Raw genomic sequence first — 14,621 nt, forward strand, 5'->3', positions numbered from 1 at the left:
TGCCCGGCGTTTCATACCATGCGGATGGCGACGTCAAGCATTGGGGACCGCGTGAAGCCGCGAAAGCGGCTTCCGGCGCCAAGCGGCGCCCGCGCGGAGCGCGAAAGCCAAGGGGTGGAGCCCTGCCGGCGATTGAGGCTGGCTAGATTCTCGCCTTTTCCTTGGCCGCCTTGGCGAACTTCTTGGTGACGCGGTCGCGCTTCAGCTTGGAGATGTGGTCGATGAAGAGAACGCCGTCGAGATGGTCGATTTCGTGCTGCAGACAGGTGGCGAGCAGACCGTCGGCTTCCAGCTCCTCCGGCTCTCCGGCGAGGTTCGTGTAGCGGACACGGATCTTGGCCGGCCGTTCGACTTCCTCGTAATAATCGGGAATGGACAGGCAACCTTCTTCGTAGACCGACAGGTCCTCGGACTTCCAAAGAATTTCCGGATTGATGAAGACGCGCGGCTCCTTGGCGTTCTCATCGTGCGAGACGTCAATGGTGATGAGGCGGTTCATCTCGCCAACCTGCACGGCGGCGAGCCCGATGCCAGGCGCGGCGTACATGGTTTCGAGCATGTCTTCGGCGAGCTTGCGAACGCCATCGTCGACGCGGGCGATGGGCGCCGAAGTCAGGCGGAGCTGCGGGGCGGGAAGAATGACAAGGGGGCGTGTTGACATGAAAAGTCAGATACGCATGGCCGCTATTGCCGTCAATAGCGACTATCCGGGGATTCTCGGAACGTCCTGCAGCGTCTTCTGGTAAGCGCACGGCTCTTCGAGCGGGCTTGCGAACCGGACATGGCTTGTCTTCCTGCGTCCGGGCCGGGCAAGGTGATCTGCCCTTCTTCACCCGGGAATCATCATGACCATTCTTGTCGCCGTTCGAGGCTGGAAGCCCGATCACTGGATTCACGCCCTGCGGGAGGCTGCGCCTGATAGAGCGGTCGTGCTGCCCGGCGACGAGTTCGATCCGGACAGCGTCCGTTATGCCCTCGTCTGGAAGCCGGAACCCGGCTATCTCAAGACGCTTCCCAAGCTCGAGGCGATCTTCTCGCTGGGGGCCGGCGTCGATCACCTCACCACAGATCCCGACCTCCCGGATCTTCCGGTCGTCCGCATCGTCGATCCCGATCTCACCGGCAGAATGACCGAGTGGGTCGTGCTCAACGTCCTCCTGCATCACCGCCGCCATCTGCACTATGCGGCGGCGCAGGCAGCTGGCAGCTGGAAGCCGCTCCGTCAGTGGGCTGCCGGGGCCGTGCGTGTCGGTATCATGGGGCTGGGTGAGCTGGGGCGGGATGCCGCCCAGGCCCTGCTGGCACTTGGCTTTCAGGTTGCCGGTTGGAGTCGGACCGAAAAGCGGGTGGATGGCGTCGATTGCTTCCATGGCAAGGACGGGCTTGCGCCCTTCCTTGCTCGCACGGACATGCTCGTGTCGCTGCTGCCGCTGACGGCGGAGACGGAGAGCCTGATCGATCGCGCCGTCATCGACGCGCTGGCCAAGGATGGCCCACTTGGCGGCCCGGTCATTCTCAACGCCGGTCGCGGCCGGTCGCTGGTGGAAGCGGACCTCGTCGAAGCCCTGCGTGATGGTCGGGTGAAGGGCGCCAGCCTCGATGTCTTCGCCACCGAACCATTGCCGCCCGAAAGTCCGCTCTGGCAGACGCCCAATCTCTTCCTGACGCCTCATGTCGCGGCCGAAAGCGATCCGGTGGCGCTCAGCCGTTATGTGATAGGCGAGATCGCGGCCTACGAGGCCGGCCGGCCGCTCCGTCATCTCGTCGATCGTCACAAAGGCTACTGAACGGAAAGAAGAAAGCCTTTAGGCGGCGAAAAACGCAACGTCCCGAACGGACTGGGCGAATTGACGGCACGCACAACAAACTGTCATATAACTCAGGTAACGAAGAACGCGGAGACGGCGAACCTTTCTGAGACCGCTCGCGGCATCCCGGATCGGTGCGTCATCTAGAACGCGCAGACCTTGCCCGTTTCCCTGCTGGAGCGGACGCGAGGCGTTGCCGAAGAGTGGGAAATCCGGGTGCCGGGGCGCCCGGCAAACAGGGGAACCGTCATGTCTTTCAAGCTGTTTCTCGCGTCGACCATCGCCGCGCAGGCCGTTCTGTGCGCTTCCGCGCCGGCATTCGCCGCTTCGATGGAAGAGCTTGTCGCCGCTGCCAAGGCCGAAGGCAAGCTGACCACCATCGCCCTGCCGCATGATTGGTGCGGCTATGGCGCTGTCATCGAGGGCTTCAAGGCCAAGTACGGCCTCGAGGTCAACGAGCTCAATCCCGACGCCGGCTCCGGCGACGAGATCGAGGCGATCAAGGCCAACAAGGGCAACACCGGCGATCAGGCGCCCGACGTGATTGACGTCGGTCTCAGCTTCGGTCCGTCCGCCAAGGCCGAAGGCCTGCTGCAGCCCTACAAGGTCGCGACCTGGGATACCATTCCCGACAGCGCCAAGGACGCCGAGGGCTATTGGTATGGCGACTACTATGGCGTCATGTCCTTCGGCATCAACAAGGACCTCATCAAGGACAGCCCGGCCGATTGGGCCGACCTCCTGAAGCCGGAGCTTGCCAATGCCGTGGCGCTGGCCGGCGATCCGCGCGCCTCGTCGCAGGCCATTTCGGCCGTCTTCGCCTCGGGTCTGTCGACCTCCGGCGGTGACGTTGCCAAGGCGGGCGAGGCTGGTCTCGGCTTCTTCAAGGACGTCGTCGCCAAGGGCAACTTCGTGCCGGTGATCGGCAAGTCGGCTTCGCTTGCCCAGGGCACGACGCCGATCGTCGCCGCCTGGGACTACAATCTCCTCTCCTGGCGCGACACGCTGGCCGGCAACCCGCCGATCGACGTCGTGGTGCCGAAGACCGGCGTGCTCGCCGGTGTCTACGTCCAGGCGATCTCCGCCTACGCGCCGCATCCCAATGCCGCCAAGCTGTGGATGGAGTATCTTTATTCGGATGAAGGTCAGCTCGGCTGGCTGAAGGGCTACTGCCATCCGATCCGCTTCAACGACCTCGCCAAGAACGGCAAGGTTCCGCAAGAGCTGCTCGACAAGCTGCCGCCGGCCGAGGCCTACGCCAACGCCATCTTCCCGACGCTCGACGAGCAGGCGGCCTACAAGGAAACCATTACCAAGAACTGGGACAGCGTCGTCGGAGCCGACGTTCAGTAAGGCCCGGCGCGGCCCTCAAGGCCGTCTGCCCCTAATCCCGGTACCGCCCTCCGACACGCGTCGGAGGGCGGTTTTCCGCGATCGCCGATCCGGATAGCAAACAGCATGGCTTCCAACGCTTCGTCCGCCAGTCTTCCCCGCCCGCGCGTGCCCTGGGCCGTCGTCGGCGTCACACCCTTCATGGTCTTCGCCCTGCTGTTCCTGATCCTGCCGACCCTGTTTCTGGTGGTCGGCGCGTTTCAGGACAACGATGGCGGCTTCACGCTTGCCAACCTCGGCAAGCTCTGGACCCCGACCATCCTGGCTTCCTACTGGATCTCCATCAAGGTTTCGGTCGCCTCGGCGGTGATCGGCGCGGCGATCGGTGCCTTCATCGCCTACGCCGCGGTATCCGGCGGGCTGCCGCGCTGGATCCGGCCGACCATCATGACCTTTTCCGGCGTCGCCTCGCAGTTTGCCGGCGTACCCCTCGCCTTCGCCTTTCTGGCGACGCTCGGCCGGCAGGGGTTGGTCACGCTGTTCCTGTCGTCGGTGTTCGGTCTCAACATCTACGCCCAGGGCTTCAATCTTCTGTCCTTCTGGGGGCTGACGCTCACCTATCTCTATTTCCAGATCCCGCTCATGGTGCTGATCGTCACTCCGGCCATCGAGGGCCTTCGAAAAGAGTGGCGCGAGGCCGCCACCATTCTGGGCGCGTCCAACTGGCAATACTGGCGACACATTGCCGGCCCGGTGTTGCTGCCGAGTTTCCTGGGCGCGGCGCTGCTCCTCTTTGCCAATGCCTTCGGCGCCATCGCCACGGCCTATGCGCTGACCGGCTCGTCGCTCAACATCGTTACCATCCTGCTCTACGCGCAGATCCGCGGCGACGTGCTGCACGACCAGAACCTCGGCTACGCCATCGCCTTCGGCATGATCGTCATCACCGGTCTTTCCAACCTCTGCTACATCCTGCTCCGCGTGCGCAGTGAAAGGTGGCTCAAATGAAGACCAACCGCCTTGGTCACTGGATCGCCATCCTGATCGGGACGCTGTATTTCGTGGTGCCGCTCGCAGCCACCTTCGAGTTCTCGCTGAGAAAGCTTCGCGGCGTCTACAGCTTCGAAGCCTATCGCGTCGTGCTGGCCGATCCTCAGTTTCAGTCGTCTTTCACCTTCTCGGTCGGTCTCGCGGTGGTGACCATCGTCTTCGGCATGGCGATCATCGTACCCATGGCCTATTTCGTCGAGCTGCGACTGAGGAAGCTGCGGCCCTTCGTCGAATTCGTGACGCTGCTGCCGCTGGTGGTGCCTGCCATCGTCATCGTCTTCGGCTACCTCCGCCTCTACAACTCCTCGAGCATCCTGCCGCTCACCAACTCGACGCTCAGCACCAACTTCCTGCTGACCTGCGGCTATGTGACGCTGGCCTTGCCCTACATGTACCGCTCGATCGAAACGGGTCTTCGCGCCATCGACGTCAGGACGCTGACCGAGGCGGCGGAAAGCCTGGGCGCTTCGTCCGGCACCATCATCTGGCGGATCATCCTTCCCAATATTCGGTCGGCCATGCTGTCGGGCGCCTTCCTGACCTTTGCCATCGTCATCGGCGAGTTCACCTTCGCCAGCCTTCTCAATCGGCCGGCCTTCGGCCCCTACCTCCAGCTCATCGGCGCCAATCGCGCCTACGAGCCGGCGGCACTTGCCTGCATGGCCTTCATGATCACCTGGGCCTGCATGGGCATCATCCAGGTCATTTCCCGCAACGCGGTCGCGGCACACCCCTGACCGGCCAGCCGCTTCACGCACGGAACTCCCGATGTCGTTCATCGAAATCAGTCACCTCAGGAAGTCCTTCGGTCCGAACACCGTGGTCCATGACTTCAGTCTTTCCATCGAGAAGGGGGAGTTCATCTCCTTTCTCGGCCCGTCCGGGTGCGGCAAGACCACCATCCTCAGGATGATAGCCGGCTTCGAGACCGCGACCTCGGGCTCGTTGCATGTCGGCGGCGTCGAAATGACCAACCTCCCGCCGGCCAAACGCAACGTCGGCATGGTGTTCCAGGCCTACGCGCTGTTTCCCAACCTGACGGTTGCCGGCAACATCGGTTTCGGGCTGAAGATCGCCGGCAAAGAGCGGGGCGAGATCGACGCGCGTGTCGCCGAGTTGCTGGAACTGATCAAGTTGCCGGATCTTGGCGATCGCTACCCCTACCAGCTTTCCGGCGGCCAGCAGCAGCGCGTGGCGCTCGCCCGCGCCCTGGCGATCAAGCCGCAAGTTCTGCTGCTCGACGAGCCGCTGTCGGCGCTTGACGCCAAGATCCGCGTATCCCTGCGCGAGGAAATCCGCGCACTGCAGCGCGAACTGGGCATCACCACGGTTTTCGTCACGCATGATCAGGAGGAGGCGCTATCCATCTCCGATCGCATCGTGGTGATGAACCAGGGGCGCGCCGATCAGGTCGGTACGCCGTCCGAGATCTACAACAACCCGGCGACGCGTTTCGTGGCGAGCTTTGTTGGCACGCTGAACCTGTTCGAGGCACGCGTCGTCGATCCGGTGGCCGGTCGCGTATCGATCGATGGTCAGCCGGTGGTGACGGCGCGCGACATCTCCGCCTACGGCATCGCCGACGGAGCAACGGTCGCCTTGAGACCGGAAGCACTGTCGCTCGGCGGCGGCGATGGCGACCGCAACGTCCTGACCGGCACGGTCGAGGAGGTCTCCTTCCTTGGCGCGGTGATCCGCGTGCGGGTGAAGCTCCGGGAGGCGAGGGTATCGCTCGATATCTTCAACGATCCGGCGCTCGACTTGCCGAAGGTCGGCATGCCGGCCGCCGTTTCCTTCAAGAAGGATGATCTCCTGATCATCGACCGGGACTGAAGACGGAAAAGCCGCCCTCCGGAGAGGGCGGCCATCAAGATCGGTGCTTGGCCGTGTTGGGCTCAGTTGGCGTCGTCCGTCGGCGTCTCGTCGTCGGGCGCATCCTGGACCGGGCCGGGGCCCTGACCCATCCAGTTCCTCATCATGCCTTGCCCGTGGTGGCGGCCATGCTTGCCGTCGCGTCCCCAGCCGCCGCCGCGGTTCGGCCTGTCTTCAGCCGACAGGACACCGTCGTTGTTGCGGTCGAAGCGGTTCAGCATGTGGTCGCCGGCCGTGTCCACCTCGGCCTTGGTGATCTGGCCGTCGCCGTCGGCATCAAGGCGCTGGAAGGCGCGCACCATCATCTCGCGGTGCTGCTGCCAGAACCAGGGCTCGAACTCCTGGATGGTCACGCCATCCTTGCCGTCGCTGTTGGCATCGGCGAACATCTTGTCGCGGTAGGCGGTGAACTCCGCGGCGTCGACCTTGCCATCCTTGTTGGTGTCGGCCTCGGCGAAGAGTTTCATCGGTCCACCCGACGGGCCGAAGCCCATCGGACCCATGCCGGGGCCGGCGGCGAAGGCAGCGGTGCCGACGGTGATGACCGAGAGGGCGGAAATTGTGGCGAGTGTGAGCGCTTTCACGGGAGCTTCTCCTTATGTGTCCGTTCCGCCCACGGCATGAAGGGGGTTCCCGTCGGCGGCAGGTTCAACATAGGGAGCAATTGTCGCGCAAATTCGCCCGGAAAGGGCCCGGTTGTATTGAGGCGTAACCTCGCCGCCGAGTGATACATCTTGATACCATTTCCTTTGGTATCCTTTTCGCGGATCGCTATCCTTGGGAAATGGAACGTTCGAGTATCTGACATGACCGAGCCTCAGCCCCATATCCTTGTGGTCGACGACCATCGCGAGATCCGAGACCTCATCGGCCGCTATCTTCTGAAGAACGGCTTTCGCGTCACGACGTCGGAGAACGCCGCTGCGGCGCGCAAGGCGCTGAAGGCGGCCGCGGTCGACCTCGTGGTGCTCGACATCATGATGCCGGGCGAGGACGGCCTCAGCCTGTGTCGCTTCCTGCGCGAGAGCTCGGATACACCGGTGATCCTGCTCACCGCCATGGCCGAGGATACCGATCGGGTCGTCGGCCTGGAAATCGGCGCCGACGACTACGTCACCAAGCCGTTCAATCCGCGTGAGCTGTTGGCACGCATCCGCGCGGTCTTGCGACGGACGCAGGCCGTGCCCAAGCCTCGGGATCCCCTGGAGTCCCGACGACTGAAGTTCGACCGTTTCGTGCTCGATGCACGCCGCCGCGAACTGGTCGGCGGCGACGGCGTGGCGCTGCCGCTATCGACGGCCGAGTTCCAACTGCTCACGGCGTTCCTGAAGCGCCCCAACATGGTCCTCAACCGCGATCAGCTGATGGATCTCACCTCGGGGCGAACGCCGCAGATCTTCGATCGCTCGATCGACAACCAGGTGAGCCGGCTGCGCAAGAAGATCGAGATCGACCCGAAGAACCCGGAACTGATCAAGACCGTGTGGGGCGGCGGCTACATCTTCGCCGCCGATGTCGAGGAACTGTCAGAGTGACGTTGCGTCTGTTCCCGCGCAGCCTTGCCGGCCAGCTTTCGGTGTTGCTGATCGCCGCCGTGCTGATCGCTCAGGTGGTCACGCTGGCCTTTTTTGCCGAAAGCCGGCGGTCGGCGATCGACGCGGCGGCGCGCGAGCAGGTACTCGGCCGCATTGCCACGCTGGCCAACCTGATCGAAGAGACGCCCGCCGGTCAGCGCGACCGCATCCTTGGCGCACTCAGCACCAGCCGCCTCACCTACTCGATCACCCCCGAGCCGCTGGTCAGGAACGCTGTCACCGCGTGGCCGGATGACGAGACGCGGGCCAAGCTCGACGAAATCTTCGGTCCGGGGCGACAGGTCCGGGCGGAGTTCGCCGACGACGACAGGACCGGCATCGACGCTCACATGTCCATGCACGGCAACGGTCTCGGTCCGGGGGCGCGGCAGAAGGGCAAGCGCTGGCCGCCGACGCTGGCCTTGTCGGTTCTGCTGTCCGACGGCAAATGGCTCAACTCGGAGACGCTTCTGCCCCGGCCTCAGCTATGGGCCTGGCCGGTGGTGATGTCGACGTTTCTGACGGTGATCGCCATTTCGCTGGTCATGGCACTGTCGGTACGGCGCATCACCAAGCCGCTCCGGGAGATGGCGCAGGCCTCCGACCGGCTTGGTCGCGGCGAAAGCGTGCCCGATTTGCCCGAGAGAGGCCCCGAGGAGATCGCCCGAGCCAACAGGGCCTTCAATGCCATGCAGGCGCGTGTCAGCCGCTTCGTTGCCGATCGGACCCGCATGGTGGCAGCGATCAGCCACGACCTTCGGACGCCCCTGACCTCGCTGCGACTGAGGGCCGAGTTCATCGATGACGACGAAACGCGCGAGCGCATGGTCGCGACCATCGATGAAATGACGCGCATGGCCGAGGCGACGCTCGCCTTTGCCCGCGACGACGCGGCCGGCGAAGAGTCCCGCAACACCGACCTCGTTGCGCTGGTCGAAGCGGTGTCGGCCGATTTCTCCGATCTCGGCCATGATGTCGGTATGGAAGGACCGGAGCATCTCTATCTGTCGGTTCGTCCGGTTTCGCTTCGGCGTGCCTTGCGCAATCTTGTCGAAAATGCCGTCCGTTATGGACTCCGCGCCCGTGTTCGGCTCGAGCGCACGGCGACGGGGGTCGTCATCGCCGTCGACGACGATGGTCCCGGAATTCCCGAGAACAAGATGGAGGAGGTGTTCGCCCCCTTCACTCGGCTCGAAACGTCTCGCAATCTCGAAACCGGTGGCGTCGGCCTTGGTCTTGCCACGGCCCGCTCGATCGTCCGTGCACATGGCGGCGAATTGACGCTTGCCAATCGGCCCGGCGGCGGCTTGACTGCGGCGATTCATCTGCCGGTGGCTGCCGAAACCTGAGGGGCCGCCGGAGAGCGCACGCAGGAGCGTCATGTCCGGTACACCGACCTTTGCCGTTGCCGCCAGCTTCCTGGGGCTTTCCCGCTTCGATCGTAGCGCCGCTTATGTTCTGGCCGGCATTCCGCTCGACATTGGCGTCACCAACCGAACGGGCGCTCGATCCGGACCTGCCGCCGTGCGGGCGGCGAGCCGCATGCTGACCGATGGCGACCACCCGCATTTCTGGATCGATCCGACGCGGCTCGACATCGCCGACATCGGTGACTTCCCGATCGCCCTCGGCGACCTCGCCGAGAGCTATCGGCTGATCGAGGGACAAGCCGAAGGGCTCAATCATCTTCTCGCCATCGGTGGCGAACACGGCATCTCGCTGCCGCTCCTCAGGACGCTCCGGCGCAAGATTGGGGCGCCGCTCGGGCTCGTTCATTTCGATGCCCACGTCGATACATGGCCGGACAACTTCGGCCAGATCTACGGCCACGGCTCGCCCTTCTATCACGCCATCGAGGAGGGGCTCGTCGATCCCAGGCGGATGATCCAGATCGGCATTCGCTCGCCGGTGCAGCGCGAGGTGTGGGACTGGACGATCGGAAAGGGCGTTACCATCCTCTCGGCCCAGGATGTCCATGCGCTGGGGCCGGCCGCCGTCGCCGAACGGGTTCGGCAGGTGACGGGAGACGGACCGACCTATTTCAGCTACGACGTCGACTGCCTCGACCCGGCCTTCGCGCCCGGTACCGGCACGCCGGAGTTTGCCGGCATTCTTCCCTGGCAAAGCCAGGCCATTCTCCGTGCCCTCGCCGGTATCGACTTCGTCGGCATGGATGTCGTCGAAGTGGCGCCGGCTTATGACGTGTCGGAGATTACCGCGCTCGCCGCCGCCACGGTGATCTGGGACTATCTCGGTCTCGTCGGATCGACGAAGCCGACCTGACCGGCTACTTCCTGAGGATGGCCTTCAGGATCGCCTCCGAGCCAATGACGCCGACGATCTCGCCGGCGTCTTCCACCAGCACCGGCTTGCCGGTGGCGACGGAAGCGGCCATGACGTCGCGGATCGGCGTCGCGGGTGCGACCACCGCGCTTCCCTCTTCGCGAGGCACGTCGCCCATCGACGCCATGACGTCGGATGCCCGAAGCACGGTCAACGGGTTCATGTGGGCGACGAACTCGGCGACATAAGGCGTCGCCGGGGAAAGCATGATCTCCTGCGCCGTGCCCACCTGCACCACGCGCCCGCCGGCCATGATGGCAATGCGATCGCCAAGCTTCATGGCTTCGTCGAGATCGTGGCTGACGAACAGGATGGTGCGCTTCAGTTCGGCACGCAAGTCGATCAGCTCGTCCTGAAGCTTGTCGCGGATCAGCGGATCGAGGGCGGAGAAGGGCTCGTCCATCAGCAGGATTGGCGCCTCGGTCGCAAACGCACGGGCAAGGCCCACCCGCTGCTGCATGCCGCCGGACAGCTCCTGTACCCGGCGGTCGGCCCAGTCGGACAGGTGAACGCGCGCCAGTTCCGTCTCCACGCGTCGGGCGATGTCCGTTTTGGCAACACCGGAAAGCTCGAGCCCGAGTGCCACGTTGTCGGCCACGGTTCGCCAGGGCAGGAGGCCGAACTGCTGGAAGACCATGGCAACGCGCCGGCGACGGATGCGGCGCAGCGCCGCGGCGTCGCAGCGGGCGACGTCCACCTCTCCTTCGCCGTCACGGACGAAGAGGCAGCCCCGGCTCACCCGGTTGAGGCCATTGACGGCACGGATCAGCGTCGACTTGCCTGAACCGGAAAGTCCCATCAACACCAGGCATTCGCCTTCGCGCACCGAAAAGGACGCCTGCATGGCGCCCACCGTAAGGCCGGTTTCCGCGGTGATCTCGGCTGGACTCAGTCCGGAATCGATCAGGGGAAAGGCGGCCTCCGGCTTTTTGCCGAAGACGACGTCGACGCGCTCGAAGCGCAGCGCGTCGCGAACGCGGGAGGATGACACAAGAAACTCCTCAGCCGCGAATCCGGCACATGCGGTCCAGCATGATGGCGATCAGCACGATGGCAAGGCCGGCGGTGAAGCCCATGCCGATGTTGACGGTGTTGAGCGCCCTCACCACGGGGACCCCGAGACCGTTGGCGCCGACCATGGCGGAGATCACCACCATGGACAGCGACAACATGATGGTCTGGGTGAGACCGGCAAGAATTTGGGGCATCGCATAGGGCAACTCGACCTTGACGAGACGCTGCAAGGGCGTGGCGCCGAAGCTGTCGGCCGCCTCGACCAGCGGCTTCGGCGTGGATGAGATGCCGAGGGCCGTCAGGCGGATCGAAGCGGGCAGGGCGAAGATCACCGTGGCGATCAGCCCCGGGACCATGCCAAGGCCGAACAGCACCAGGGCGGGGATGAGGTAGACGAAGGTCGGGATGGTCTGCATCAGGTCCAGCACCGGACGCAATGCGGCCATGGCCCAGGCCCGGCGTGCCGCAAGGATGCCGATCGGCACGCCAAGTCCCATGCAGACCGCCGATGATGCCACGACGAGCGCCAGCGTCTGCGTCGTCTCCTTCCAAAATCCCTGATTGACGATGAAAAGGAGAGCCGCGGCGACGAACAGCGCAAGCGGGATCGAGCGCTTCAGCACAAAGGCAAGCGTGGCAATCAGCGCGACCGTGACCGGTGGCGGCGGCGCTTGCAGCGCGACAACGATCCACTCCACGGCGCCGCCCAACACGGTGGCTATGGCGTCGAAGACGCCGCTGCCATTGGCCGTCAGCCAGTCGACCAGTGCCTTGGCCCAGGGACCAACCGGGATCTTGTAGGCCGTGAGGAACTCCATGATCGCCTCAGTCTCCCTCTCGTTATCTCACCCTCAAAGCCCCAGCGCGGCCTTCACGGCCGGAAGTCCGTCCTTGCCGTCACGGGTCGTCACACCGTCGAGCCAGGGCGCGAGCACGTCTGGGTGCGCCGCCAGCCAGGACTTTGCCGCCTCTTTCGCCTCGGCGCCGTTCTCAAGGATGTCGCCCATGATCTCGTTCTCGAGAGCCAGCGAGAACTTCAGATTGCCGAGGAAACGGCCGAGGTTGGGGCAGTCGGCCGAGAAGTTCTTGCGCGTGTTGGTGTAGATCGTGGCCCCGCCGAGGTTCGGCCCGAAAACTTCGTCGCCACCTTCGAGATAGGCCATGTCGAAGCGGGCGTTCATCGGGTGCGGCTCCCAGCCCAGGAAGACGATCGGCTTGTTGTCCTTCACCGCCCGGCTCACTTCGGCCAGCATGCCCTGCTCGGAGCTCTCGACCAGCTCGAACCCGGAGAGGTCGAACTTGTTGTCGTCGATCATGCCGAGGATCAGGCGGTTGCCGTCGTTGCCCGGCTCGATGCCATAGATCTTGCCTTCGAGCTCGGTCTTGAACTTGGCGATGTCGCCGAAGGTCTTGAGGCCGGCGTCGAAGGCGTACTTCGGCACCGCCAGCGTGTACTTGGCCCCTTCGAGATTGACGCCCGTCACCTCGATGGTTCCCTTGTCGAGGTAGGGCTTGAGATCGGCCTCCATGGTCGGCATCCAGTCGCCGAGAAAAACGTCGATGTCGCCGTTGGCAAGCGAGGCAAATGTGACCGGCAAGGCCAGAAGCTGCACCTCCGGTTGGTAGCCGAGGCCCTCGAGCACCACGGACGCTACGCCCGTCGTCGCCGCGATGTCGGTCCAGCCGACATCGGCGAAGCGCACGGTCGTGCAGGCGTCGCCGTCGGCGGCGAACGCCGGACCGGCGAGGGCAAGAGCGATCGGCAGGGCGGCAAAGGCGGATTTCATCGGTTGTATCGCTCCTCCAGCCGTCCAAAGGCGTCGCCTCCTTCGGGCCATGAAAGTTTTATGACCATGTGGAGCGAAATGAATACGCATTTTCCAGTGAATGCCAATGACTTTTTGGCAGGACGCAGTGGATTACTTCCGCTGATGCGCCGGGATTGGCCCGTTTCAGCGTATTTATCGGGCATCACGATGCCCAGTCCGTTTCGAAATGGGTGGATTTACGCTCCCGGTTTTTTATTGATTGAGCAGTCAATTAAAAATATGCTGTAGGGAGAGCGAAGGAGAACGGGATGCCCAAACGCGGCATGCAGCCGATCCGCCGGCAGGAGCTGGTGATCGCAGCCGTCGAGGCCATTCACGAACGCGGATTGAATGGCGTGACCATGGGAGACATTGCCAAGAGGGCCGGCGTGTCGCCTGCGCTTGCGCACCACTATTTCGGCTCCAAGGACGAACTGCTGTCGGCCACCATGCGGCATCTGCTCGGCGAGTTCGCGTTCGCGGCTCGCCGTCGTCTTGTCGACGCGAAGGATCCGCGTGCGCGCGTCGACGCCATCCTTGAGGCGTGTTTTGCGCCCGAGCAGTTCTCGCCGGCTGTCACCTCAGCCTGGCTCGCCTTCTACATGCAGTCCATCCACGACAAGGCGGCCGCACGCCTGCTCGCCATCTACCTTAAGCGGCTCGAAGCCAATCTTCGGCACGATCTGCGACCGCTGGTGGGCGATGGCGCCTCAGCCCTTGCGCGCGGCATCGCGGCGATGATCGACGGCCTCTGGCTGCACGCCGCCTTGCCGACATTGCATCGCTCTCCCGGCGAGGCGCTCGGCATCCTTCGCGATTATGTCGACGGCCGTCTCGCCGTCGCGAGGACGTGAGATTTCCCCGTTTGCGTCCGGGGCGCTGCACCGCTAGGCTTTGCCTTCCTTCCGGAGCCGTTCGCCCATGCCCGTCCGCCACATTGCCCTCGCCGTCCTCGTCATGGCGATCTGGGGCTTCAACTTCGTCGTGATTCGCCTTGGGCTGGGCTCGGTGCCACCGCTCCTCCTAGCTGCGCTTCGCTTCGTCGTCGCCGCCCTGCCGGCGTTCTTTCTCGCGCGGCCGAACGTGCCGCCGGCACGGATGATCGCCGTTGGCATGACGCTGTTCGTCGGACAGTTCGCCTTCCTCTTTCCGGCAATGAAGCTCGGCATGCCTCCGGGGCTCGCCTCGGTGACGCTGCAAAGCCAGGCCTTCCTGACCATTCTGTTCGCGGCGCTGGCCCTGGGGGAGCGACCGCGGCCACGTCAGCTTGCCGGGGCGGGTGTCGCCGCGCTCGGGCTTCTGACCATTGCCACAACGGTGGGCGGCGACTTTACGGTGGTCGGTCTTGGCCTGACTCTCGCCTCGGCCGCGAGTTGGGCTCTCGGCAATATCCTGATGCGGGGCACCGGCAAGGTCGACATGCTTCCGATGATGGTCTGGCTGAGCCTTGTGCCGCCGATCCCGCTGTTCGCGCTATCGCTCGCCATTGAGGGCTGGCCGGCCATCGTCTCCGGCATTACCGGAATGGGCCTGTTGGGCGCCGGCTCGGTGCTCTATCTCGCCCTGCTTGCCACACTGGTCGGCTTCGGCCTCTGGGGTTTTCTTCTCAAGAACCACCCGGCCTCGACGGTGGCGCCCTTTTCGCTTCTGGTGCCGCTGTTTGGCACTCTGTCGTCCTGGCTGGTGCTGGGAGAAACTTTCTCGCCGTTGCGCGTTGCAGGCATGGGGCTGATCCTTCTCGGTCTCGCCACCATAGCCCTGCCGTTGCCGGCCTTCGCCAAAAGACGATGGGCGGCCTGAGGACCGCCCGCGCTTTTCGT

14 protein-coding genes and 1 pseudogene are annotated in these 14,621 nt (G+C 64.4%); 10 read left to right on the forward strand and 5 right to left on the reverse strand.

Annotated features, from left to right (window positions below):
- Positions 1-142: 142 nt before the first annotated feature.
- Positions 143-661 (reverse strand): peptide deformylase, encoded by a 519-nt coding sequence (def, locus tag M4J39_RS11005; protein WP_251727885.1) that lies wholly within the window; start codon positions 659-661, stop codon positions 143-145.
- A 184-nt stretch (positions 662-845) separates the two neighbouring features.
- Between def and M4J39_RS11010 the strand changes: the two genes are divergently transcribed.
- The 5 genes and pseudogenes from M4J39_RS11010 (at position 846) to M4J39_RS11030 (ending at position 6,023) form a co-directional block, all read left to right on the forward strand.
- Positions 846-1,787: a glyoxylate/hydroxypyruvate reductase A gene (locus M4J39_RS11010; protein WP_251727886.1), complete on the forward strand. Its 942-nt coding sequence runs from the start codon at positions 846-848 to the stop codon at positions 1,785-1,787.
- 351 nt (positions 1,788-2,138) lie between these two features.
- Positions 2,139-3,161 carry an ABC transporter substrate-binding protein gene (locus M4J39_RS11015; protein WP_251727988.1) on the forward strand — a complete coding sequence of 341 codons (1,023 nt, stop codon included), beginning with the start codon at positions 2,139-2,141 and terminating at the stop codon, positions 3,159-3,161.
- A 165-nt stretch (positions 3,162-3,326) separates the two neighbouring features.
- Positions 3,327-4,148 (forward strand): annotated as a pseudogene (locus tag M4J39_RS11020) (ABC transporter permease); the annotation flags it as partial.
- The gene (locus tag M4J39_RS11025; RefSeq protein ID WP_251727887.1) at positions 4,145-4,927 is read left to right on the forward strand and encodes an ABC transporter permease; all 783 of its coding nucleotides are present in this window, start codon (positions 4,145-4,147) and stop codon (positions 4,925-4,927) included. The pseudogene M4J39_RS11020 and the gene M4J39_RS11025, both read left to right, overlap by 4 nt.
- A gap of 31 nt (positions 4,928-4,958) precedes the next feature.
- Positions 4,959-6,023, forward strand: a complete 1,065-nt coding sequence (locus tag M4J39_RS11030) for an ABC transporter ATP-binding protein (protein ID WP_251727888.1) — start codon at positions 4,959-4,961, stop codon at positions 6,021-6,023.
- 62 nt (positions 6,024-6,085) lie between these two features.
- On the opposite strand, the gene M4J39_RS23065 is transcribed toward M4J39_RS11030, so the two are convergent.
- Positions 6,086-6,646 carry a hypothetical protein gene (locus M4J39_RS23065; protein WP_251727889.1) on the reverse strand — a complete coding sequence of 187 codons (561 nt, stop codon included), beginning with the start codon at positions 6,644-6,646 and terminating at the stop codon, positions 6,086-6,088.
- 222 nt (positions 6,647-6,868) lie between these two features.
- Between M4J39_RS23065 and M4J39_RS11040 the strand changes: the two genes are divergently transcribed.
- Genes M4J39_RS11040 through speB form a run of 3 tightly spaced genes read left to right on the forward strand, consistent with a single transcriptional unit; the run spans position 6,869 to position 9,919 of the window.
- Positions 6,869-7,597 carry a response regulator gene (locus M4J39_RS11040; RefSeq protein ID WP_251727890.1) on the forward strand — a complete coding sequence of 243 codons (729 nt, stop codon included), beginning with the start codon at positions 6,869-6,871 and terminating at the stop codon, positions 7,595-7,597.
- Positions 7,594-8,985 carry an ATP-binding protein gene (locus M4J39_RS11045; RefSeq protein ID WP_251727891.1) on the forward strand — a complete coding sequence of 464 codons (1,392 nt, stop codon included), beginning with the start codon at positions 7,594-7,596 and terminating at the stop codon, positions 8,983-8,985. The genes M4J39_RS11040 and M4J39_RS11045 overlap by 4 nt, the downstream gene beginning before the upstream one ends.
- A 31-nt stretch (positions 8,986-9,016) precedes the next feature.
- Positions 9,017-9,919 (forward strand): agmatinase, encoded by a 903-nt coding sequence (gene speB / locus M4J39_RS11050; RefSeq protein ID WP_251727892.1) that lies wholly within the window; start codon positions 9,017-9,019, stop codon positions 9,917-9,919.
- Positions 9,920-9,923: 4 nt separating this feature from the next.
- Here the strand turns inward: speB and M4J39_RS11055 are convergent, their stop codons facing one another.
- Genes M4J39_RS11055 through M4J39_RS11065 form a run of 3 tightly spaced genes read right to left on the reverse strand, consistent with a single transcriptional unit; the run spans position 9,924 to position 12,780 of the window.
- The gene (locus M4J39_RS11055) at positions 9,924-10,970 is read right to left on the reverse strand and encodes an ATP-binding cassette domain-containing protein (RefSeq protein ID WP_251727893.1); all 1,047 of its coding nucleotides are present in this window, start codon (positions 10,968-10,970) and stop codon (positions 9,924-9,926) included.
- Between the two features lie 10 nt (positions 10,971-10,980).
- A complete protein-coding gene (choW, locus tag M4J39_RS11060; protein WP_251727894.1) occupies positions 10,981-11,811 on the reverse strand; it encodes a choline ABC transporter permease subunit in 831 nt (276 codons plus the stop codon).
- 33 nt (positions 11,812-11,844) lie between these two features.
- The gene (locus M4J39_RS11065; RefSeq protein ID WP_251727895.1) at positions 11,845-12,780 is read right to left on the reverse strand and encodes a choline ABC transporter substrate-binding protein; all 936 of its coding nucleotides are present in this window, start codon (positions 12,778-12,780) and stop codon (positions 11,845-11,847) included.
- 290 nt (positions 12,781-13,070) lie between these two features.
- On the opposite strand from M4J39_RS11065, the gene betI reads away from it, so the two are divergent.
- Positions 13,071-13,655, forward strand: coding sequence for a transcriptional regulator BetI (betI, locus tag M4J39_RS11070; RefSeq protein WP_251727896.1), 585 nt, complete (start codon positions 13,071-13,073; stop codon positions 13,653-13,655).
- A 67-nt stretch (positions 13,656-13,722) separates the two neighbouring features.
- The gene (locus M4J39_RS11075) at positions 13,723-14,601 is read left to right on the forward strand and encodes an EamA family transporter (protein WP_251727897.1); all 879 of its coding nucleotides are present in this window, start codon (positions 13,723-13,725) and stop codon (positions 14,599-14,601) included.
- The last annotated feature ends 20 nt before the right edge of the window (positions 14,602-14,621 follow it).

The organism is Pleomorphomonas sp. NRK KF1, from assembly GCF_023721755.1.
Taxonomy (GTDB): domain Bacteria; phylum Pseudomonadota; class Alphaproteobacteria; order Rhizobiales; family Pleomorphomonadaceae; genus Pleomorphomonas.